This is a genomic window from Hydrogenispora ethanolica (genome assembly GCF_004340685.1).
In the GTDB taxonomy this organism is placed as follows: domain Bacteria; phylum Bacillota; class UBA4882; order UBA8346; family UBA8346; genus Hydrogenispora; species Hydrogenispora ethanolica.
Map to the genome: position 1 here is coordinate 46,522 of NZ_SLUN01000033.1, position 21,886 is coordinate 68,407.

The following is a 21,886-nucleotide window of genomic DNA, read 5'->3' on the forward strand; positions in this document are numbered from 1 at the left end:
TCATAATATTCGGATCAAATGTTAGTATCGGATAGATGTGCCGGATCCATTACATGCTCTCGATCCGCTTGATCCGTTCCGAAGTGAGCGGATGGGTGGAGAAGAATTCATAAAACCGCGCCGTTCGTCCGGAATCATTGGCAGCCTCGTCCCGCCGCCAAAAATTGAGAAACTTATTTTTGCTGTATCCGGCTTCCCGCATCATCTGAACTCCCAACTTGTCCGCCTCATACTCGGCATCGCGACTGTAGCCAAGCTGCAGGAGGAGGATGGAAAGATTGGCCATTCTAGAAAGAGTTTCGCGGCTTGAACCCTCGCCGGACCCCAGGGCCGCCGTAGCGACTGCCGTCATCCCCACGGAACGGGTGATCGCCTTGATGCTATGCCGGCATTCCACATGAGCCAGTTCGTGACCCAGCACCCCCGCTAACTCATCGTCGCTTTGAACGACCTCCAGCAAGCCGGTGTTGACAAAGACATATCCTCCGGGCAGCGCAAAAGCATTCACCGCCGGATCTTCCACCACCGTCAGGTGGTACTGGATCTCGCCCTTGCGGCGGGAAGTCTCGGTCAATCTGTGAAAGACGGCCTGCAATCGGCGATTCTCGACGGATGGTAACTGAACCGGTTCTTTGGTCGCCAGAATGGTTTCATAATTAAGATACCCAATCTCTTTTTCCAGGCCGAGCGAAATATTGTCGAAGACGGATTCGGCCCGGATGGTGGATCCGGAAACCATCAGTACCAGGAGCAGGAGCGCCATAAAGAGCGGCCATCGTTTCCGAAGCATCGGTTGTTCTTCCTCCATTTCAGTGGAGCTTCAGAGCTTCTACCCCCGTATAATTCTCCATCGCCGCCCGAGTTCCTTGTGGCCAAACCATCCAGATTATGTAATCCGGGGACGGTTGTTTCGGTCAGAGCCGAGTCCATAAGCGAACAGAGCCCATACAGAGGCTCCGTTCGCTTTCCCGATCCTTTTAAAAACCCGTGTCCAGCTGAGCTTGGAGCTTGTCATAAGACTGTAAAAACTGATCGAGATTCTCAATCCGTTTTTCCGGAGCGGGATGAGTGGCGAAGATCTTGTTAATGGCCGTAATTTTGGCTTGGCGCATGTCGATGAATCGTCCCATCAGCGTATGATAGACTCGGTAATCCAATCCCGCCTGTTTCAGGTGGGCCACAGCTACCTCATCCGCTTCATTCTCCTGATCCCGGGAGTAACCGCGCAAGACCAGTTCGGCCATGACCACCGCCAGCACATTGGCGGCCTGGTTATTATTGTTGTTATTATTGACCGCGATAAAGATGGAAGCGAGGAATGCGGCTGTAATGGCCTGCCGGTAGCGAATGACGGCATGCTTCTTTTCAAGATGGCCCATCTCATGGGCAATCACCATGGCCATCTCGCTATCGGACTCGACGATGTCGATCAACCCTTTGGTCACATATATATAACCATTGGGCGAGCAAAACGCATTGACTTCCTTGGTATCCAAGATCCGAAACTTGAAATCCACATTCTTGCGGTAACTGACCTTGAATAACGGCGCCGCCACCCGTTCCAGCCAAGCGATGAGCTGCGGATTCTGTTCCACCCGGTAATAATATTCGATGGTCCCGCACCCTTCGGCGCCCAGCGATTCTTCCAACGCCCGGTCCGCATAGTCGAAACTCTTATAATCCGGGAAACAGATGGGGCAGGGGCGGTAACCGCGCTGTTCGGCCTCGGTCCGGCTATTGAAATTTTCCCTCACCGACTCCTGAGGCCCGTGATGGGTGTCGAGCAAGTGATATACCTTACTGGCCCGGTTTCCAAGAACCGGCGCGTCGAAAGAACGGATATTGCCGGCATTGAAATCGGTGCTCCCCACCCCAAAACAATTGCTGAGCAATTGAGTCATCGAGTTGGTGAAGGCGGCCTCCGGCTTCCCCTCGCTGAAACCCTCGCCGCTATAATAGGTCTCCGAACCGTCCTTCGCGATCAGCCGCAATCCCAGCAAAAGCTGAAAAGCTTTTTTGGACTTTTCCCGCCGGATCTCGCTATACCCGTTAATCTCCAAAATCGCCAGTTGATCGACGCCGATCCGCGTGGTCATCCGGCTGTAATCCCGGTTGGTACAAAGGTTGGCGGCTTCATAATAACTGTCGAGTCCCTTGTTTTTTAAAAGATTGGCCGTGGCTTCCTCATCGATGAAACGAATTTCCGCCTGTTTCTTAACGGCCTTGGCGAACTCTTCATCCACGAGCCGGACCAGTTTGCCGCCGCTGACTTTATCAACCCCGCTGTAGTTGTTGATGGCTAAAAGAGCCATGCTCGGTTGGCTCGCGCCCCAAGTTGGAACGGCAAACAGGATGAATAACCCGATCAACCACACCCAGTAACGAAATGAATTCCGATTCATGGATCGCGCCCTCCATATGTAAAAAATTCCAATAATTCAAATTGAAATTCGAGGTTCCACCCTATTTTCCTTTTTTCAAGAAGCAATTTTTGAATTTTTCATTTTTACGCGAGGGTACGGCCCCGGTCCGTCACTCTTCAGGCGCGTTTTTCCGGTATGCCTCCCAATCCTCTAGAAACTCCCGGAAAAACAGTCCATAATACTCGGACGCAAATGCCGAGGAATGCGGGAGGATCAATATGTTGTCCAGTTCCCGGAGGGGGCTCTCCATTGGCAAGGGTTCCGCCTCGAATACATCCAGCGCGGCCCAGGCGATCTTTTGCTCCCGCAAGGCTTGATAAAGAGCAGTCTCGTCCAGGCAGTTGCCGCGGCCCACATTATAAAGAGCGGCGCCGGGCTTCATCAATTCCAGCTCGGCCCGGCCGATCAAGCGATCGGTCGCCGCGACATGCGGCAGGATCAACACCAGATGATCGGCTTGGGGCAACACGGTCCGGAAATCTTCCAGAGCAACCACCCGGTCGACATCGGGGTAGGTCCCGCCCGCCACCCGTTTGATCCCGATGTTATACATTCCCAAAGCCTTGGTAAGCCGGGCCACATGTTGGCCGATATGGCCCAGCCCCATGATCAGGCAGGTCTGGTCGCGCAGCGTCCAAACCCGTCCGTGCAGCACCGTATCACACCATTGCACCGTCTTCTGCAACCGGTAGGCCGTTCCCAGCCCCCGGGCGGTGAAGAGCATCATTCCCAGTACCGTCTCGGCCATAATCCGGCCGTGAAACCGGCCGAAAGTCACCTGGATCCCGGCCTCCCGCAGTTCCCGTTCGGGAATGCGTTCCCGGCCCGCAGCATAGGAAGCCACCCATTTTAACCGGGGAGCTTGGGTCAGCCACTCTTTCCGGAAGACTGCCGCGATCGCGATCTCCGCCTGCGGTAAATCGTCTAAAAATTGTTCCGGAGTCTCCACATACCGGAAGTCAAAACCGCCGTCCGCCAGGCGTTGCGGAACCTCCGGCGGTACACAGGCGTAGTAACTGATGGAGCCGGGTTTAAAGCAGCAAAGCACCAATCGTCTCATCATCGTTTCACCAACCGTTTGATCATTTGTTTCCGTCCCATTTTCCATATTCTCTGGGTTTTTCCCTGCCGGGATCCTCTGATAATTTGATGAAATCCTATTCCCAACAAAGTGATTTTTACGATTTCGAGATGATTTTCGACTTTTTCTTCTTACCCTATCAACTACCGAAACCGCTGCTTGGGGGAATCACCCAAAATGAGCATGAAAAAACCCACCGGCCCCAATGGACCAAGCGGGTTAATCAGTAATAACTGTCTCTATAAGCCGAGTTCTGTACCCTTGCGGGCGGCAACCATTTATCTACGATGCCGGTTGCCCGGCACCTCTAGCGACCAACCCGGGAGAAAAGCGGGCCACTTTAGCTCTCCCCTATTTGGTCTTGCTCCGGATGGGGTTTTCCAAGCCAGCCGATTCCTCGACTGCTGGTGCGCTCTTACCGCACCTTTTCAGCATTGCCATGAAACCTTGCGGCCATTCGGCGTCTTCTTTTCTGCGGCACTTTCCGTGGGGTCGCCCCCCCTGGACGTTATCCAGCATCCTGCCCTATGGAGCTCGGACTTTCCTCAGATCATACGACCCGCGGTCACCCGAGACAGTTATCCATCGACTCGCTCCTGACGGATGAGCGAAACTTAGTTTACCATATCAAAACGTTTCTGTCAAAGGGAGATTATTCCCAGTGGTCCGGTTCCCGTCCTGCTGGGGCGCGACGGGAACCGCGAACCGAATTTAAGCATAATACAAAATCCGGCCGCAACTTTCGCAGAAAAGCAAGGTATCCTCCGCCCGCTTCACGTTTTGGAGCATCGATTCGGAGAGGCTGATATGGCAGGCGCCGCAGCTGTTGCTTTTCACCTTGGCCATGCCGATTCCGTGATGGGATTTGGCGATCCGGCGGTACCGCTCCAGCCAATCCTTGGGCAGCTTCGCCGCGACCTGTTCAGCCTCTTCGGTCAGGTCCTGCTCCTCGATGGTCACTTCCAGGAGCTGTCGGGCATGTTCCTGCTTGAGCTGCTCCAAAACGCCTACGGTTTCATCGCGGATCGCTGTCAATTGACTCAATTTGGCGGAGAGTTGTTCTTCCCCTTCCATCAGTTGCAGGAGGTCATCCTCCAAGGCCGCCCGTTTCTTGGCATACTCGGCCGCTTTTTGCTGCAGCTGCTCCAGTTCCCGGGCGCTGGATACGCCGCCTCCATACAGCTTCCGTTCTTCGGCCGCCAGATGCTCCTGGCAAGTCTTGAGTTCCAGTTCCAGGCGGCGCTGGTTGGTCTGTAGTCGCTGTCTTTCGGCCTCGGACTCCTTCAGCAATTGGTCGCTGTTCTGCCAAGCCTTCTGGCGTTCCTTCAATTCCGGATCCTCGGCAATGCGCAGCCGCAGTTTCTGAAGGGCCAGCAACCGGCCCTCGATCTCTTGCAGCCGGTATAAATGGGGTAAATTAACCATTTTAACTCCTATCGCTGCTCATAATTTAGCGGTACGGTCTTCCCACTTCAAACTCCAGATCAAACATGATTTTCGCGCATTCAGAGCGTGTGATAAGGTTCTTCCCGGATCGCGCGGCTGAGGAGTAATTGGGGACCGTCCGCTTCACTCCAGAGCTTGCTGAAATGACCCAGCAACCAATCGCCGAAGATCCGTTCGGTTGCCCAGTGGCCGGCGTCCAATAATGCCAACCCGTGTTCCTGCGCGGTAAGAAAGTCGTGATAACCCAAATCTCCGCTCAAATAGAGATCGGCCCGGCTCTGCAGCGCCATCTTGAGTAAACTGCCGCCGCTGCCGGTGCAGAGGGCTACCCGTCGAATTTTTCGTTCAGGATCGCCGCATATTCTCATTCCGGTAGGTTGCAGCTGTTCCTGGACTTTCCGGCTGAAATCTCCCAGCGTCAACGGTTCCGGCAGCCGGCCGATCCGTCCCAAGCCGGCCTTCGGCTGCGTCACTAGAGGGACGACATCAATGGCCGGTTCCTCATAGGGATGGTGGCTGCGAATCGCCGCCAAAATCCGGGGCAGATCCGCCCGGGCCGCGACCATCTCCAGGCGGATCTCCGGGACATCGGTCTGCTGCTCCGGCTGGCCGATCCAGGGATGCGCCGAAGCCCCGGGCCTGAACGACCCGCTGCCCTGCACCTGGAAGGCGCACTCCTGATAATCGCCCATCCGGCCGGCCCCGGCCTCCGCCATGGCCCGGCGGATTGCCCGCGCGTGCTCGGCGGGGACGAAAACCGTGACTTTGCAAGTACTATCGGAACCGGCGCCCACCAGCGGGACGAGGGATTCTAGACCCAACCGTTCCGCCAGATACTGGTTTAAGCCATCTTCCGCTTTATCGGCATTGGTATGAACCGCAATAAAAAAGAGATTTGCCTTCAACAAACGTTCCAGGCTTGCGCCGAGCGGCGTGTCCAGGTCGAGACGGGCCAGGGGTTTAAAGATCAGCGGATGATGAGTAATAAAGCCATCCACCTGTAAGGAGATGCCCTCTTCGATGACCTCCGGCCGCAAATCCAGCGCCACGAGGATCCGGCGCGCCGGTTGCTGAGTCCGGCCCACCTGCAAGCCCACCTGATCCCAAGATTCGGCCAAATCCCAAGGCGCGACCCGGTTCACGGCTTCCAGGATCTGCTTCACCGTAAGCATCGAACAACCTCCTTTTCCGCAACTCGTTGATCCATAATATTCGGGTCCCGGGGTTGATTTCCTCCTATTTGAGGAGCAACAAATTCGGCGGATGAGTCCTTTTAAAAGCCATGTGATAAAGTCCTCAAATTCGGAAATCACTCTTTCATAAGGATTAAAAATGACTTTATCACTTGCTTTTCCGAGCTTTTGTGAACACCCCGACCTTCGTATCACAACGCTTTTAAACGAGCTTTTCTACGGCTTAAGATTGGCTTCAGAAAACAGAAAAAGTGGGTCTCCCCACTTTGTTTCGTGATAAATATGGTGGGCCCACTTGGGTTCGAACCAAGGACCGATCGGTTATGAGCCGACTGCTCTGCCGCTGAGCTATGGGCCCGCAAATGTAGCAAAAAATATTATACACCGAATCGGCAGAAACATCAAGATCTGATTTCAATCCAAGAAATCTTTCAGCTTTTTGCTACGGCTGGGGTGACGCAATTTGCGCAAAGCCTTGGCCTCAATCTGACGAATCCGTTCCCGGGTGACATTGAAGATCTGGCCGACTTCCTCTAAGGTCCTGGCCCGTCCGTCATCCAGACCGAACCGCAGCCGCAGTACTTTTTCTTCCCGGGGCGTCAGCGTATTTAAGACATCTTCCAGCTGTTCTTTCAGCAGGCGAAAGGAAGCAGCCTCCGCCGGAGCGGGAGCATCCTGATCCTCGATGAAGTCGCCGAGATGGCTGTCTTCCTCTTCGCCAATGGGTGTTTCCAGGGAGACCGGTTCCTGGGCGATCTTGATAATCTCACGGACCCGTTCCGGGCTCATCTCCATCTCTTCGGCGATCTCCTCCGCGCTGGGCTCGCGGCCGAGCGCTTGCAACAACTGCCGGGAGACCCGGATCAATTTATTGATCGTCTCCACCATGTGCACGGGAATCCGGATGGTACGGGCCTGATCGGCGATGGCCCGGGTGATCGCCTGGCGGATCCACCATGTGGCGTAGGTGCTGAATTTATAGCCTTTTCGATAGTCAAATTTCTCGACGGCTTTGATTAAACCGAGATTGCCTTCCTGAATCAAGTCTAAAAAGAGCATCCCCCGACCGACATAACGTTTGGCAATGCTGACCACCAAGCGCAGATTGGCCTCAGCCAATCGCCGTTTGGCGTTTTCGTCGCCCGATTCCACTTTGCGGGCTAACTCGATCTCTTCGTTGGCGTTGAGTAAAGGAACACGGCCAATCTCTTTCAGATACATCCGCACCGGATCATCGAGCGCGATTCCTTCCGGAATCGTTAAGTCGATCTCGACCTCTTCCTCGCTATCCGGTTGGAAACCGTCCGGATCTTCGATCGGCTCTTCACTGGTGTCGGGTATGATCTCAATGCCGTGGGTAGCCAAGGCTTCATAAATTTCGTCGATCTGATCCGAATTCAGCTCTACCTGCTCCAAGGCATCCATGATTTCATGATACGAGAGGGCCCCTTTTCGCTTGCCTTTTGCAATCAACTCTTTTATGCCTTCGATATTTGGCAAGGTTTTTTCTTTACCCAACGTGTTTTTACCATCCTTCCCGGGGGGTAGACGCTCGATTTTTCGAGGTATACGAATATTTGCTCTTAATTATAATTCTGCAGAGAAACTTGGATATTCCTTCTTCAGTTTCCGGTTTAATTCGGTGAACTCCAACAGTTTTGCCTTTAGATCGGCTTCGGATAACTGAAGCCCCGAATCATCTTTTCCCGTGGCGATCTGTTCGGTCAACTTTTGAATCCTTGCTTTAAGGCGCAACATATCCAAGCGATTCAATATTCCTGCCAAATCACCGGTGCCTGATTTAAATTGTTGTTCCGCCAGCAGCGTCGAAGCCAATTCGCGTATGGGACCGGTAAGTTCATCCAATATTTGATGATTCTCCGGCGCCGGCTCAGTATCTTGCAGCGCTCCGAAAAAGTCCCGCCAAACCGCAAATTGGAAATCTTCCGCTTTCAATTCTTCTTTAATTCGCGCAAATTTATCATATTCCTGCAAAGCGATTTGCAAAAGTTCCTTTTCCGCCTCAAAAATAGCCGCTTGGATAGGGGATAATTCGGCATTCCTTATTATGCCAACACTTAGGCCATTTTTTTCAGTTGTCATTTTAGTATAACTAGGAATCAATTTATTATCCAGTACCGGAGATTTTTTCCTGTTTTTTGCAAGCCAGTCGTCAACCTCCGCGAATACCGCATTTTCGGAAACTCCGATTTCCCGGGCCAACTGACGGATATAAAACTCCCGCGCCACGGAACTTTCGATCTCGCCCAATTCCGGCAGGACCGCTTGAACTGCTCCAAGCTTCCCTTCGGAAGAATTAAGATCGTATTTTCGCAACGCTTGCTCAATCTTAAATTCGATTAACCCGGGGGCCTGAGCCAATTGTTCCCGAAAGGCCTTTTCGCCGGCTTTCTTCAGAAAGGAATCCGGATCCTCGCCGGCAGGCAACCGTAGTATTTTGACTGTCAACCCCGCTTCCCGCAGCAATCCCATTCCGCGCAACGTGGCGTTTTGTCCCGCGGTGTCGGCATCATATGCCAAGATCACCTCAGAACCGTAACGTTTGATCAATTTGACCTGATCCTGGGTAAGCGCGGTTCCCAATGAAGCGATGGCCTGTTGAAAACCACCCTGATGCGCCTGAACGACATCCATATACCCTTCCATGATAATCGCCTGGTTTTGGCGGCGGATCGTTTCCTTGGCAAGTTGTAGTCCATACAGGAAACGCCCTTTATGAAAGAGAGCGGTCTCCGGCGAATTCAAGTATTTCGGTTCGCCCTGATCCAGTACGCGGCCGCCGAAACCGACGACGTTGCCCTGGGGATCACAGATAGGGAAAATGATTCGGTCCCGAAAACGGTCGTAATAACCGTTTTCACCGAAGCTGACCAAACCCAATGTCGAGGCCTTCTCCAGCGGTACGTTTTTTTTGCGCAGCGTCTCCGTGAGGTGGTGCCAGCCCGGGGGGGCATAGCCTAGTGAAAACTTCCGCCAAATCTCCGGGTCAATACCGCGCCTCTCCAAATACTCCCTGCCCCGTTTCCCCTGTTCCGTCCTGGATAAACAATAATGAAAGTAAGATGCTGCCAGTTGATTTATTTTTAATAACTCATTCTTATTTTGGTCCGCCTGGTGGTCGTTGGACTCGGGCCAGGCGATTCCCGCCCGTTCCGCCAACTTGCGTGCCGCTTCCATAAATTCCAGATTCTCACGTTTCATAATGAAGCTGAAAACGTCGCCACCGGCACTGCAGCCGAAACAATAAAAGAACTGTTTCTCGGGGTTTACGTTGAACGAACCGGTTTTCTCGGAATGGAACGGGCATAAGCCAACCCACGAACGACCGGCTTTTCTCAAACTGACATACTCGGAGATGACCGAGACGATATCATTTTTCTCTTTAATCTCTTGAATCAGCTCCTGCTGTCGTAAACGGTCCAAGTTATCACCTGTCAAATTCCATGATATACATATTTTCTTCGTCCGGGTAAACAGTTCCTGCTTTTTTCAATCAGACATTATGGATCAACAGTAAATAATATCAGTATCGGAATTCTTTTATACATAGTTCAATAGCCCGAACCCGTTCTTGCCACGTTCACCGGTCTACCGGCGTGAACTGGAATTTGCAATTTCATCAGAAAAAAAGAAAACGCCTCAAGGCGCTTCTTTTATACCGGCGGGAGTGAAGGTAATCGTGATCGGGATTCCGTATTTACCGATTGGGCCTACGTCCTGGCCGTTGAATGTCAAGCGTACGCCTGCGGGATTTCCTAGTTTGATGACCATCGTGTTTTGGGCGGTCCAAGTCTGTTTCGGATCGGCGGAAGTGAAAGTCTTCCCATTTTTCGTGAGCGGCTGCGTTCCATCAGCATCGATGCCGACCCAAACTTTATCGGTAAATTCAGCCTCAATTCGAATGGGAGCATCCACCGTCGTAGCAGGGTCCGCAACGGACGGCGCGGGAGACTCACCCGGAGTCGGCGTCGGTGTAACTTGGACCGGAGCTTGCTTTGGAGCAGACGCCGCTTTTTGAGGAACCGACGACGCGATTTTGACGGGCGGTTTACTCCGGAATAGCGGCATCAAAAGAATGAAAGCTGCGACTCCGACCAAAGCGATTCCTACTCCCCAGTAAACCCCTTTCAATCCAACCGGTTTCGGCTGGGTCTTGGCAACCGTCTCCACCGGTTTTACTACAGGCTTTTCAGAGATCGTCTGGGGAGTTGCGGCCCGTTCCGAGCCGGGATTCTTTAATTCGTTATATTTTCGTAAAACCGCTTCGGCATCGAGCCCAACCGCATTGGCATAATTGGCCAAAAATCCTTTACGGTACACTTCACCGGGGATCATCTCCAGATCGCCTTGTTCGATCCCTTCCAGGTAACGCAATCGAATCTTGGTCGATTCCTGAATATCCCGCAAGGAAATATTCTTTTTCTCCCTGGCCTGTCGGAGGTAATCTCCAAGTTCTTTCAATTTAGCCACCTCCAATATTCTATATGGTTCGAGCTAACTCTCCAGGTTCCTGCTGTAAAATTTTTGTTAGGGTCCGGATGCCCGTTTGCGAAGTTCTTCCAATTGCCTGCCGGTAATCATGACTTCCCTGGGTTTGCTCCCTTCGTACGGGCCAATCATCCCCTTGGCTTCCATCATGTCGACTAACCGGGCGGCCCGGGTATATCCCACCCGCAGCTTGCGCTGGAGAACAGATGCCGAAGCTTGACCATGCTCAATTACGACCCGAACTGCTTCCCAAAACAGATCGTCCTCTTCATCCTTCATGACCTCGTCTTGAGATTCGGGCACATTGACGTATTGTTCCTGATAGTTGGGTTCGCCCTGTTCTTTCCAGTGTTTGATGATGAGCTCAATCTCTTTCTCAACGACCAGGGCACCTTGAATCCGATTGGGTTTCATCGCCCCCACCGGAGCAAATAACATATCACCCCGACCTAACAGTCGTTCCGCCCCCACCGTGTCCAAGATGGTCCGCGAATCGATCTGCGATTTGACAGCGAAGGCGATTCGCGAAGGGACATTGGCCTTGATGAGACCGGTTATCACATCGACTGACGGGCGTTGCGTGGCGATAACCAGATGAATACCGGTTGCCCGGGCCATCTGCGCCAGACGACAAATCGCATCTTCCACCTCAGCCGGGGCTATCATCATCAAATCGGCCAGCTCATCGATAACCACCAATATGTAAGGCAGCCGTTCCTCCTCGGGCACCATCTCATTGTACTTGTCGATCTCCCGTACCCGGGCCTCCGCGAAAGTCTTATAACGTTTTTCCATCTCATCGACGACCAGCTTTAAGACGCCGGCCGCTTTTTTGGCCTCAGTAACGACCGGAGCCATGAGATGGGGGATTCCGTTGTACATCGAAAGCTCGACCATTTTGGGATCGATCATAATCAACTTAACCTCATTGGGAAAAGCCTTAAACAGTACACTCATGATTAAGGTGTTGATACAGACGCTTTTTCCCGAACCAGTGGAACCAGCCACCAATAAGTGGGGCATCTTGCGAAGATCGGCGATGGCAACCTCGCCGCCGATATCCAACCCCAGGGCCACGCTGAGTTTGCCGGAGTTCCAAAAGGCTTTGGATTCCAAAGTATCCCGGAACGTTACGATCTGCGTCTCCTGGTTGGGAACCTCGATGCCGATCGCAGCCTTACCGGGGATCGGTGCTTCCAGGCGCAAACCTTTGGCCGCTAAAGCCAACGCCAGATCATCGGCTAAATTCACAATGCGACTGACCTTTACTCCCGGCGCAGGGTGCAGATCATAACGGGTAATCACCGGCCCGCAATGAACATCAATGACTTGGGCCTGAACCCCAAAATGGGCCAAAGTCTCTTCCAACTGGCGCGACTGTTCGGTACTGCGCGTACTCTTGCGAGGCGGACTGGCGGGGCCAAGTAAATTGGGATCCGGTAATACGTACTTCCCGTTACCCGGCTGCCGTACCGGAATAACCGCTTCTTTGGCAGGCCGTTCATCTCTCAGAGGCTCGGCCGCAGTCTCGCGCTGTTTCTTCTGTTCTTTTTTCTGTTCTTTCTCCTTTAACATTCCTTGGAGGGTGTTCAGGATCGAACTTTGACCCCGCTGATTCTCGGCAGGGGCACTCTCGCGGCCCGCAGCAACCGCCACTTCACTCACTGCAGCCGAACTCTCCGGATTGAACGAAGCCTTCGCTTCCTGATGTTGCGCGGCGATCGTTTCACCTGCCGGAGGCACGGAAGGCTTGGAGAAACGGGCGGCCCATCCGGCAATCACCTGGACGAGCGGGCGGTTCAAGGACAGGATTACCGCCACTGTCAACCAGATAAACAAAAACACGACACTCCCGAATTTACCGAACCAACTGTTCAGAGAAAACGCCAGCAGATGCCCGATCACTCCCCCGCCCCGGTAAGCCTGGTCCCATTGATTTCCCGTCAAAGGTACCCCGCTGCACAAATGCATGACCGTAATGGCCCAAAAGAATAAAAGCACCAAGGCCGTAAGGTTTCGGGCTAAACGCCGGTGTTGGCGCCTGGTCAATAATGTCCAGCCAATGACTGCGGCAATCACCACTGGAAAAATCGCGCCGCGTTCGCCAAAAACGAAATGAAGCGCACTCCGTAAAATTTCGCCGATTCCGCCGATAAAACCGGCTCCTTCCATGGAGATCGCTAACAGCGATAGCAACGAAACACCGATCAACAATACCCCGGCGATCTCCATCCGCTGTTCCGAAAAACGTTCGTCCCGAGCCAATTCCGTATGACTTTCCGAAGGTTTCTTTCCCCGGGCCATTATTGTTCCCCCTCCTCAAGCACCACGGAAACAACATTGGCGGAATGAGCAGCCACCCGTTCCAGGTTACTTAAAATCTCAACATACACGACTCCCGAACCCGGCCAACACTTTCCTTGGTTCAAGCGGTGAATATGATTTTGGCGCAATTCCTCTTCCAGCTTATTAATGCTTTCTTCGCGATGTTCGATCTGTTTGGCCAATTCCAGATTGTTTTCCCGTAAAGCCTGCGTCGTTTTGGTATAAAAATCAATCGCTTTGCCGAAGAACAGTTCAATTTCATTCAACGCCAATTCCGAAAATGGCAATTGTTCCTGGTATTTCTTCTCCGCCAGGTGGGCGATGTTATTGGCGTGATCGCCGACCCGCTCGATGTCGCTGACCGCATGAAGCAGCCCGGCCAGACGGTGGGATTGAACCTCGGTCAATGAATTTTGGGATAACAACGCCGAAAGGTAAAAGGTAATCTGTTCTTGAAGATCATCAACCAGCGCCTCATTGCGATATACCCCGTCCAACAGATGTACCTGGCCCTTGAAAAAAGCGAGCCGAACCGCTTTTAACATTTCAATGGTAGTTGCGGCCATCTGGTTAATCTCATGACTGGCCAAAATCAAAGCCAGGGCCGGACTTTGCAATGCGCGCCGGTCCAGGAAGGTTTTCCCGCCGTTGGCGGTGGTCTTGACCTGCTCCGCGAAGAGCGAAAAACCGAATTTGGAAGCGAGCAGGGTGACCGGGAACCAGATCAAAATGATGCTTATATTAAAGAAAGAATTTGCCAGGGCTAACTGCCAAACGTTAAACCATTGCGAAGTCGAGTTCCCCAAGGGAGTACTCCACTGAAAAACCGCTAATTCAAATTGATGAATCCAGACGCCTATCTCCCGGCTCATCGTATCGACAAGCAACAACATCAGCGGTAGGGCCAGCAGCCAAGCCACTCCGGTGGTCAGATTAAACGAGAAATGCATCCAATTGGCTTTTTTGGCGGTGGGAACCCGGTCGAGTCCAACCAGCATATTGATAATGGTGGTTCCGACATTGGCGCCGATAATGATGGCGATGGCGCCGCTCAAAAAGGCCGCATCGGTTAAACCCAAATTGATGCCGACAGCCGCTTGGGCAAAAACCACCATCGCATTGCAATTGCGCAACAGGATCGAAACACACAGTCCCAGTAAAAAACCGAGCCAAGGCTGATGAAAGATCCCTGTCAGCATCGCCAAAGTGGTTGATTCAGTGGCCAATAATACGAAAGCCTGGTGCAAGGCGATGAAACCCAAATACATCATGCCTAAATTAAAAAGGACTTGGCCGATGTAATGTAAATTCCGTTTCTTGATATAAAAATTGAGGATGAAACCGAAAAATAAAATCAAAAAAGCCCAGGCACCCAGGTTTAAAGCCATTAGATGAGCGTTAACCGTCATCCCCAGATTGACGCCGAGCATAATCCAGAGCGCCGGCAGCAGTCCCAACAATCCCGCATTCACCATGCTGGAGATAACTCCAAAGGTCAAAACGTTGCTTTGAAGCGCGGCGGCCATGCCGATGCCCGTAAAGATGCTGGCGTGAGGCTCCCGGGATTGTTTCTCAAGAATTGAGCGGATCCGCTCCCCTGCCAGCTTTTGAATGCCGTCACCGAATCGGGACACCGCATTCAGAAATATGGCCAATCCGCCGCATAAAATGAGCAGTCCTTCAATGGAAGCAGGCAAAGACGATCTTCCTCCTAGATGTTCTGATATATTATGATGGTTGACAAATCAGTTCTTGAAGCTTTTGGAAAATATCCTTAGTAATATTTCTCGGAACCGGCGTTATTTCCTGCCATTCATCGGAAATAGTTGACCGGAGGCCTCCCTACAGTATAACGTAATTTATCAAAAATAAAAACCCCCTGCTCGGGGGTTCAAAAAATTGACATTATAGTTCCAGGTTGCCATTCGGGGTTTAAGAAATCCTGAGGGTCGGTACTGATGACCCGAGTAATCCGGCCCTGACCTGCGGATAATGGCTGAACCATCAGACTCACCGCGCCTTTTTTCACCTCTACCGGCTCACACGGAGAATTTTCCCCACTATCATCCTCAAAGATAAGCTCCGGAGGTATGACCGTATATAATAGCATTATTGTTTCAACCTCCGTTTGGGATCATCTTTTTTAAGCTCGATCAATTCCTCCAGCTTCTTGAGGGCTTGACTGATGCCGCCGGCCTCATTAATCAGGCCGGCACCGACCGCGTCTCTGCCCACCAACACTGTTCCGATGTCCCGGACCAAATCTCCGGTGCGGAACATCAATTCCCTGAACTTTTCCTCGGAGACTGTCGAATGGTTGGTCACAAACTTAATAATCCGGTCCTGCATTTTTTCGAGGTACTCGTAAGTCTGGGGGACGCCGATTAACATTCCGGTCAGCCGCAGCGGGTGAATGGTCATGGTCGCCGTTTCGGCGATGAAACTGTAATCGGTGGAAACGGCGATCGGAACGCCGATCGAATGCCCGCCGCCCAAAACCAAGGAGACCGTCGCTTTGGTGAGACTTTCCAGCATTTCGGCGATGGCCAAGCCGGCCTCGACATCGCCGCCGACCGTATTTAAGATGACCAACAACCCTTTAATATTCGGGTTTTGTTCGATGGCCACCAACTGCGGGATGATATGCTCATATTTGGTAGTTTTATTTTTAGGGGGTAAAATCATGTGGCCTTCGATCTGCCCCACAATAATTAAGGTATGGATATGAGTCTCCGCCGGTGCCGGGGTATTCAGTTGACCGAGGGCTTTCAGATTTTGCAAGCTGACTCGTTGCTTGCGCGGGCTCTGCCGGACCGGTTCTTCCAGCGGATTTTCCTGCTCGGGGTCGGGGGATTCTCCGGTATATCGCTCATCTTCCAACTTGTTGACCTCCTCTTTTGCTGTTAGTATTCCTTGGCAATAGGAAATCATTCGAGGTTCAACAAGTTATCCGAAGTTTCTCACCGTTTTACCGCCATTGAAACATAAAAAAAGAGCCGTTTTAGATAACAGCTCGTTTGCTTGCGATTGGAGCGGAAAACGGGATTCGAACCCGCGACCCTCGCCTTGGCAAGGCGATGCTCTACCACTGAGCTACTTCCGCATCATAAATTTTTATTATAAAAGTGGTGCCGAAGACCGGAATCGAACCGGTACGGTCTTTAGGACCGAGGGATTTTAAGTCCCTTGCGTCTGCCAGTTCCGCCACTTCGGCAAGTAAACTTTTTTGGAGGCGGCACCCAGATTTGAACTGGGGAATAAAGGTTTTGCAGACCTCTGCCTTACCACTTGGCTATGCCGCCGGTAACACCTACATACCGAGTAAATTAGACCCTCATAGAGGGCCCATCTATATAAAAAAACCATACTCTTCAATTTGGAGCGGAAAACGGGATTCGAACCCGCGACCCTCGCCTTGGCAAGGCGATGCTCTACCACTGAGCTACTTCCGCATCTTACTATCTTCCATGCAACATTCATGGTGCCACGAGCCGGAATCGAACCAGCGACACGAGGATTTTCAGTCCTCTGCTCTACCAACTGAGCTATCGTGGCAGCTGGTACTTAGATATTTTAATCCACTTTATACATCTTGTCAAGATTTATTTTGGCGGAGCCGACGGGACTCGAACCCGCGATCTCCAACGTGACAGGCTGGCATGTTAGCCGACTACACCACGGCTCCGCAAAAATGGTGGGCGAAGTAGGATTCGAACCTACGACCCCCTGCTTGTAAGGCAGGTGCTCTCACCAGCTGAGCTATTCGCCCGTGCTCCCTTGAGCGCATTACATAGTATACCGGATTTTCGACGGTCTGTAAATAGGTAATTTCAGATTTTTATGAAAAAATATAAGCTAAATGGCACAATATTTCCCTTGACAAACATCAGGCCCAATGATGAAGCCAAGAAACCTCTTCGACCTGTGCCTCACCCAGTTGAGTACGGCTAAAGACTCCGTGATAATCGGAACCGCCGGTGACGACCAACCGGTAGCGTTTAGCCATTTCCAGATAGAACCGGACCATCTCCGGAGTATGGGAAGGATAAAATACCTCAATCCCACGGAGACCGCCATCCACCAGGCGCTTGATCAGCTCATCATTGCCCATCCGCCCGGGATGGGCAAGCACCGCCAAACCCCCGCATTCATTGATCAGCTCGATCGCTTCCAGGGTGCCGATCTCCTGATGGGGAACATAAGCCAGTCCGTCGTGGCCCAGATAGTATTCAAAGGCATTTTGACGGTGTTCCGGTGCGATCTGGCCCGCCGCCTCCAGTGCCTTATAGATGTGAGTTCTGCCCACGAATTTGCTGGTAGTCTGAGCTTTGACTCTTTCCCAGGCTAACGGTACTCCTTTCCGGTTCAACTCGGCTACGATTTGCCGCGCCCGGTCGTTCCGGGCCGCCAGCACCCGCTCCAGCTTATTCTCCAGCTGCGGCTGATGAAGGGCAAAACCGTACCCCAGAATATGAACCTCATCATCCCCCCAATCGGTGGTCAACTCAACTCCCGTGATGAACCGCAGACCCCGTTTTTCCGCTTCACGCGCGCCGTCGGGCAACCCGGCAATGGTGTCGTGATCGGTGATGGCGATGCCTGACAGCCGTTTCACCAGGGCTTTGGCGACCAGTTCCTCCGGCCTGTAGGTTCCATCGGAGAAAGTCGAATGGATGTGTAGATCATATCCCATGGTTGCTCCGTTTCCTTCCCTGCATTACAAAACAAAAAATTCTGCGAATTTGCATATAAAACTTCGCAACCCGAATCTTCGCTCAAGATCGGGTTGCGAAACAATCAAATGTATGAGGCGAATTCCAGATAACTGCAAAGGGCGGAACTGGTCCTCCCGGCATCTCCTCACCGCCGCTTGGCCTTGATTCCCTTCGAAGCCAAGACAGCCAAAGCGCGGTCCGCGTCGGGCTCGTTTTCCAAGGCCAGCCGGAGCGTGCCGCCATCACCTTCCCGCACTCTCAGGATCTCGATGTCCTTGATATTCAGACCTACATCGGCCAAATCCTGCAGGACTTCGTGGATCGCACCCGGGCGGTCCTCAATGGTGACCACCAATTCATGCAATAATGTTAAAAAACCTTTATTCTTCGCCGGAATCTGCAAGCGCACGTCCCGGGCCTGCCGGAGAAAATCCGTCAACCCGGCAGGGTCATCCTCCGCGATGAATTGTCGCGCCGCTGCCAATTCACGCTGGAAAGAATCCAGCGCCAGCAAGACCATTTGCTTATTGCCCGCGATAATCCCTTCCCAAAGCGTGGGTGAGCCTGTCGCCACCCGAGTGGTATCCCGGAACCCGCCGGCCGCCAGATTGAGAGTTCCCGGTCTGGCCTCTTCCTCGGTACCGGCGGTCTTTGCCAGCACTGCGGCGATCAAATGGGGCAAATGGGATACCATGCCTACGATCCGGTCATGATCGGCCGCACCCAGGGTCAACAGGTGCGCGCCGGTCGTCGCCAGAACTTTGCCGACCCGCTCCCGGATTTCCGCCGGGGTCCGGGGATGCTCCACCAGAATATAAGCGGCATTCTGAAAAAGGAACGGATCGGCCGCGGCGATCCCCTGTTGCTCCGAACCGGTCATGGGATGTCCGGGCACAAAATAGCAAGCATCGGGGAGAAAAGGGGAAACTTGATCGACAACCATCTGTTTGATGCTGCCCAAGTCGGAAAAGATGACGCCGGGCTTCACCAGCGGCAAGCAACTGCGGATGGTCTCGGCGATCCATCCCACCGGAGTGGCCACGAAGACCAGATCGGCCCCGGCTACAGTCTCCTGGAGACTGTCGGTCAATCGGCTAATGGCCCCGATTTTAAACGCTTCCGCCTGCGCCCGGCGGTCGCTGTCCCAGCCGCTGACCCGAAAGCCCGAGCGCGCCAGAGACAGGCCCAGCGAGCCTCCCATCAGTCCCAACCCCACGATGGCGATGTTCATATCGATAACGGTATTCATTTACAGCTGCCGCCCGATCGCCTCGGCAACCGGCCGAACCTGCGCGATCAGGTCTTCAAAATTCTCAAACGTCAATGATTGCGGGCCGTCCGATAATGCATTTTCGGGATCGGGATGTACCTCGATCAATAACCCATCCGCTCCGGCGGCGATGGCGGCGCGGCTTAACGGAGTGACCAGCGGACGTTTGCCAGTCCCATGGCTGGGATCGGCGATGATCGGCAGATGGCTCAGTTGCTTCACCAGGGGAATGGCGCTGAGATCCAAAGTATTCCGGGTGGCGGTCTCATAGGTCCGGATCCCCCGCTCGCAAAGAACGACTTGATAATTGCCCTCGCTCAGGATATACTCGGCGGCCATCAGCCATTCCTCGATGGTGGCAGCCAGGCCCCGTTTGAGAATGACCGGCTTGCCCGCTTTGCCGACTTCCTTCAACAGCGTGAAGTTTTGCATATTGCGCGCCCCGATCTGAAGCATATCGGCGTAATCGGCGATCAATTCCACGTCCATGGGGTTAGTCACTTCCGTGACAAAGGGGATCTCCACCGCCTGGCTTACATTCTTCAAGATCTTCAGGCCTTCCTTCTCCAACCCTTGAAAGGCATAGGGAGAGGTGCGCGGTTTAAAAGCCCCGCCCCGCAGCATGGAGGCGCCGGCCGCTTTCACCGCTTGGGCTGTCTTGAATAATTGATCCTCATTTTCCACCGCGCACGGCCCGGCAATCAGCACTGCCTGGTTGCCGCCGAACTCGACCCCGCCGGCCTTGACGATGCTGGTGGTCTTAAACTCCAGGCTGGCTAGTTTGAACGGTTTGAGAATGGGTACAACCTTCTCGACCCCATCCATGGCCTCGATCGACTCCATCAGGCCCGGCTTCTTTGGCCCGATGGCGCCGATGATGGTCCGCTCCACCCCTTGCGAGAGATGGATCCCCAGTCCGCACTGGTCAAGTCGCTCCTTGACGCGATCGATCTGGGGAGCAGTGGCTTTCTCTTTCATTACAATGATCATGAAACTGTCCCTCCTACCATCCTACTTTTTCCGCCGCATTCCCAAATCATGCCGGCGGATTTTTCAAAAGAATTGCCCGAATCGTAAAATAATCTTTGGCCACAATATATTGACCGGTGCATCCCCACCGTTCACCCTATATCGTGGCCAAAGAGTGAATTTCCCCGTCTTTCGGCAATTCTTTCGATTGAGATTATTATAGCAACAGAGCAAATCTTTGTAAATAAACAACCGGTTAACTGGGAACGTTTTGTAAGCGGACGTCAGTTGACCATCCGCGCCGCTCCCGCCGGGCAAGTCCATTTAACGGCACCGTCCGTAGTCATACCCGTCCGAACTTTCTGGAGGATGCGTCCCGCCAAACGATCCGGTTCCAAACGGAATGTTCAGTCACTGAAACGAAATACTCCGTAACCAAGCGTGAATGCCCAGGAACTGTGCGTTTCCGCCCGGTAACGTCGCATGGTCCCGCAGTTACCGTGTGACCTCGCGCGGTAACCGTGTCATCTTGCACAGTTACTGTGCAACCTTGCCCGGCAACTGTGCAACTTCCCTCAGCAACACCGTAACCCTGCGCAGCGATTATGAATGCATGCAGAACAACCGGGAGCATTTGCCGGATGGCTGTTGGACAATGGTTGACTCCGCGTGGCGAATAAGTCGGGTCTCATCCGATACAGTAGATGGTTACAAAGTATGGGTTGCCTCGTGGAGAACGGGGAACGATGGGGAAGAGCGGGTCATGCGGAGTGCAACGAATCCTTTTGACAGCGCCATCAAAAATGGGTACAATAGCGGTACGATTGTCAAAAATTTCTCACAGGGAAGTAACCGCTCATGCCGAAAACCCAACCCATCTTCGCTGCGACCTACCACGAAACGGAACCCCGCCCGCTTCAGGAATATCTGAAGGAAAGCGCCGGTCTGTCGGCGCGGAGCCTGCGCAAGTATTTCTTTAAAGGATTGATTCTGCTGAATGGCAGAAAGGCGCATTCACAGGCCGCGCTGCGCCCGGGAGACCGCGTCGCGGTGTTCCCGTTGCCCGAGGAGATTGGCTCTCTAATCCCGGAACCGCTGCCGCTTGAGGTGGTGTACGAGAATGACGACCTGCTGATCGTCAATAAACCGGCGCAGCTGACCGTCCATCCGGTGAAGGGGATCACCGCCGGAACGCTCGCCAATCGGGTCGCTTATTATTTCCTTTCCCGCGGCATCCATAGCAAGGTGCGGCCGGTCCACCGCCTGGATCACGGCACCTCGGGCCTGGTGATCTTCGCCAAGAGCGCCCCGAGCCAGGCCATCCTGACCCAGGCCCTCGCCAACCACGCCATTGGTCGAACTTATTACGCGGTCGTCCACGGGAGACCCCAGTCCGATTCCGGCCTGATCGACCACCCTATCGGCGTCCGAAACGGCCGGCGCATGGTGCTGCCCGACGGCCAGCCGGCCAAAACCCATTATCGGACCCTGGAGAGATTTCAAGACGCCGCCCTGCTCGAATTGGAGCTGGAGACCGGCCGCACCCATCAGATCCGGGTCCACCTACGGGAGCTTGGCCATCCGCTGCTGGGGGATCCGCGCTACGGCATCCCGACTTCCTTGATCAAACGGCCGGCCTTGCACGCCGGAAAGATCAGCTTTGCCGGGACCGGCCTCGCCATCCCCGAGCAACGGGCGGTTTGGCCCGCCGATTTTGAAAGGCTGCTGATGGCCTTGCGAATGGGGAGCGAGAGATCCCCTGATCAGAAATGCCGATAAAAAAAGGGGCTGTTGCAAAATGAACATACAAGTTCATTTCCAACAGCCCCTTTTTTTGCTTACAAAGAAATTGCGGGCTCCCAGAGCCCGCAAAAGCTGTATAATTGAATTGTGACAAACAAATTATACAACAAAAATTATAACGGTTTCGATGGATATTATCAACTAATACTTCC

At 53.2% G+C, this 21,886-nt stretch carries 16 protein-coding genes, 8 tRNA genes and 1 other RNA gene; 1 reads left to right on the forward strand and 24 read right to left on the reverse strand.

Going from position 1 to position 21,886, the window contains the following annotated elements:
* Window positions 1–49: 49 nt before the first annotated feature.
* From EDC14_RS20735 to aroF, 24 genes are all read right to left on the reverse strand, one after another.
* Window positions 50–790 (reverse strand): M48 family metallopeptidase, encoded by a 741-nt coding sequence (locus EDC14_RS20735; protein ID WP_165908188.1) that lies wholly within the window; start codon window positions 788–790, stop codon window positions 50–52.
* Between the two features lie 187 nt (window positions 791–977).
* Window positions 978–2,402: a M48 family metallopeptidase gene (locus EDC14_RS20740; RefSeq protein ID WP_132016238.1), complete on the reverse strand. Its 1,425-nt coding sequence runs from the start codon at window positions 2,400–2,402 to the stop codon at window positions 978–980.
* Between the two features lie 130 nt (window positions 2,403–2,532).
* The gene (locus tag EDC14_RS20745; RefSeq protein WP_207930765.1) at window positions 2,533–3,483 is read right to left on the reverse strand and encodes a D-2-hydroxyacid dehydrogenase; all 951 of its coding nucleotides are present in this window, start codon (window positions 3,481–3,483) and stop codon (window positions 2,533–2,535) included.
* A 247-nt stretch (window positions 3,484–3,730) separates the two neighbouring features.
* Window positions 3,731–4,085, reverse strand: an RNA gene (gene rnpB, locus EDC14_RS20750) — RNase P RNA component class A.
* Window positions 4,086–4,215: 130 nt separating this feature from the next.
* Window positions 4,216–4,929, reverse strand: coding sequence for a zinc ribbon domain-containing protein (locus EDC14_RS20755; RefSeq protein WP_132016240.1), 714 nt, complete (start codon window positions 4,927–4,929; stop codon window positions 4,216–4,218).
* A gap of 80 nt (window positions 4,930–5,009) precedes the next feature.
* Complete coding sequence (locus EDC14_RS20760; protein WP_132016241.1) at window positions 5,010–6,122, reverse strand: Nif3-like dinuclear metal center hexameric protein; 1,113 nt, start codon at window positions 6,120–6,122, stop codon at window positions 5,010–5,012.
* A 304-nt stretch (window positions 6,123–6,426) separates the two neighbouring features.
* Window positions 6,427–6,501: transfer RNA gene (locus tag EDC14_RS20765), tRNA-Ile, on the reverse strand.
* 56 nt (window positions 6,502–6,557) lie between these two features.
* Complete coding sequence (rpoD, locus tag EDC14_RS20770) at window positions 6,558–7,661, reverse strand: RNA polymerase sigma factor RpoD (RefSeq protein WP_207930766.1); 1,104 nt, start codon at window positions 7,659–7,661, stop codon at window positions 6,558–6,560.
* 69 nt (window positions 7,662–7,730) lie between these two features.
* Complete coding sequence (gene dnaG, locus EDC14_RS20775) at window positions 7,731–9,602, reverse strand: DNA primase (RefSeq protein WP_341540181.1); 1,872 nt, start codon at window positions 9,600–9,602, stop codon at window positions 7,731–7,733.
* 201 nt (window positions 9,603–9,803) lie between these two features.
* Window positions 9,804–10,625, reverse strand: a complete 822-nt coding sequence (locus EDC14_RS20780; protein ID WP_132016244.1) for a helix-turn-helix domain-containing protein — start codon at window positions 10,623–10,625, stop codon at window positions 9,804–9,806.
* Between the two features lie 66 nt (window positions 10,626–10,691).
* Window positions 10,692–12,956, reverse strand: coding sequence for an FtsK/SpoIIIE family DNA translocase (locus EDC14_RS20785; RefSeq protein ID WP_132016245.1), 2,265 nt, complete (start codon window positions 12,954–12,956; stop codon window positions 10,692–10,694).
* Window positions 12,956–14,674, reverse strand: coding sequence for a Na/Pi cotransporter family protein (locus EDC14_RS20790; protein WP_132016246.1), 1,719 nt, complete (start codon window positions 14,672–14,674; stop codon window positions 12,956–12,958). The genes EDC14_RS20785 and EDC14_RS20790 overlap by 1 nt, the downstream gene beginning before the upstream one ends.
* A 194-nt stretch (window positions 14,675–14,868) precedes the next feature.
* Window positions 14,869–15,087, reverse strand: coding sequence for a YlzJ-like family protein (locus EDC14_RS27840; protein WP_132016247.1), 219 nt, complete (start codon window positions 15,085–15,087; stop codon window positions 14,869–14,871).
* The gene (locus tag EDC14_RS20800) at window positions 15,087–15,857 is read right to left on the reverse strand and encodes a ClpP family protease (protein WP_424337423.1); all 771 of its coding nucleotides are present in this window, start codon (window positions 15,855–15,857) and stop codon (window positions 15,087–15,089) included. Before EDC14_RS20800 ends, EDC14_RS27840 begins: the two co-directional genes overlap by 1 nt.
* A 148-nt stretch (window positions 15,858–16,005) precedes the next feature.
* A tRNA-Gly gene (locus EDC14_RS20805) sits at window positions 16,006–16,080 on the reverse strand.
* A 23-nt stretch (window positions 16,081–16,103) separates the two neighbouring features.
* Window positions 16,104–16,191 (reverse strand) — tRNA-Leu (locus EDC14_RS20810).
* A 13-nt stretch (window positions 16,192–16,204) separates the two neighbouring features.
* A tRNA-Cys gene (locus EDC14_RS20815) sits at window positions 16,205–16,279 on the reverse strand.
* A 75-nt stretch (window positions 16,280–16,354) separates the two neighbouring features.
* A tRNA-Gly gene (locus tag EDC14_RS20820) sits at window positions 16,355–16,429 on the reverse strand.
* Window positions 16,430–16,456: 27 nt separating this feature from the next.
* Window positions 16,457–16,532: transfer RNA gene (locus EDC14_RS20825), tRNA-Phe, on the reverse strand.
* A gap of 53 nt (window positions 16,533–16,585) precedes the next feature.
* Window positions 16,586–16,662 (reverse strand) — tRNA-Asp (locus tag EDC14_RS20830).
* A gap of 7 nt (window positions 16,663–16,669) precedes the next feature.
* Window positions 16,670–16,746, reverse strand: a tRNA-Val gene (locus tag EDC14_RS20835).
* A gap of 117 nt (window positions 16,747–16,863) precedes the next feature.
* On the reverse strand, window positions 16,864–17,670 hold the full coding sequence (locus tag EDC14_RS20840) for a PHP domain-containing protein (RefSeq protein WP_132016249.1): 807 nt from the start codon (window positions 17,668–17,670) through the stop codon (window positions 16,864–16,866).
* A gap of 167 nt (window positions 17,671–17,837) precedes the next feature.
* Window positions 17,838–18,941 carry a prephenate dehydrogenase gene (locus EDC14_RS20845; protein WP_132016250.1) on the reverse strand — a complete coding sequence of 368 codons (1,104 nt, stop codon included), beginning with the start codon at window positions 18,939–18,941 and terminating at the stop codon, window positions 17,838–17,840.
* The gene (gene aroF / locus EDC14_RS20850; RefSeq protein ID WP_132016251.1) at window positions 18,942–19,952 is read right to left on the reverse strand and encodes a 3-deoxy-7-phosphoheptulonate synthase; all 1,011 of its coding nucleotides are present in this window, start codon (window positions 19,950–19,952) and stop codon (window positions 18,942–18,944) included.
* A gap of 837 nt (window positions 19,953–20,789) precedes the next feature.
* Here aroF and EDC14_RS20855 point away from each other — a divergent pair.
* Window positions 20,790–21,710 carry an RluA family pseudouridine synthase gene (locus tag EDC14_RS20855; RefSeq protein WP_132016252.1) on the forward strand — a complete coding sequence of 307 codons (921 nt, stop codon included), beginning with the start codon at window positions 20,790–20,792 and terminating at the stop codon, window positions 21,708–21,710.
* Window positions 21,711–21,886: the final 176 nt, after the last annotated feature.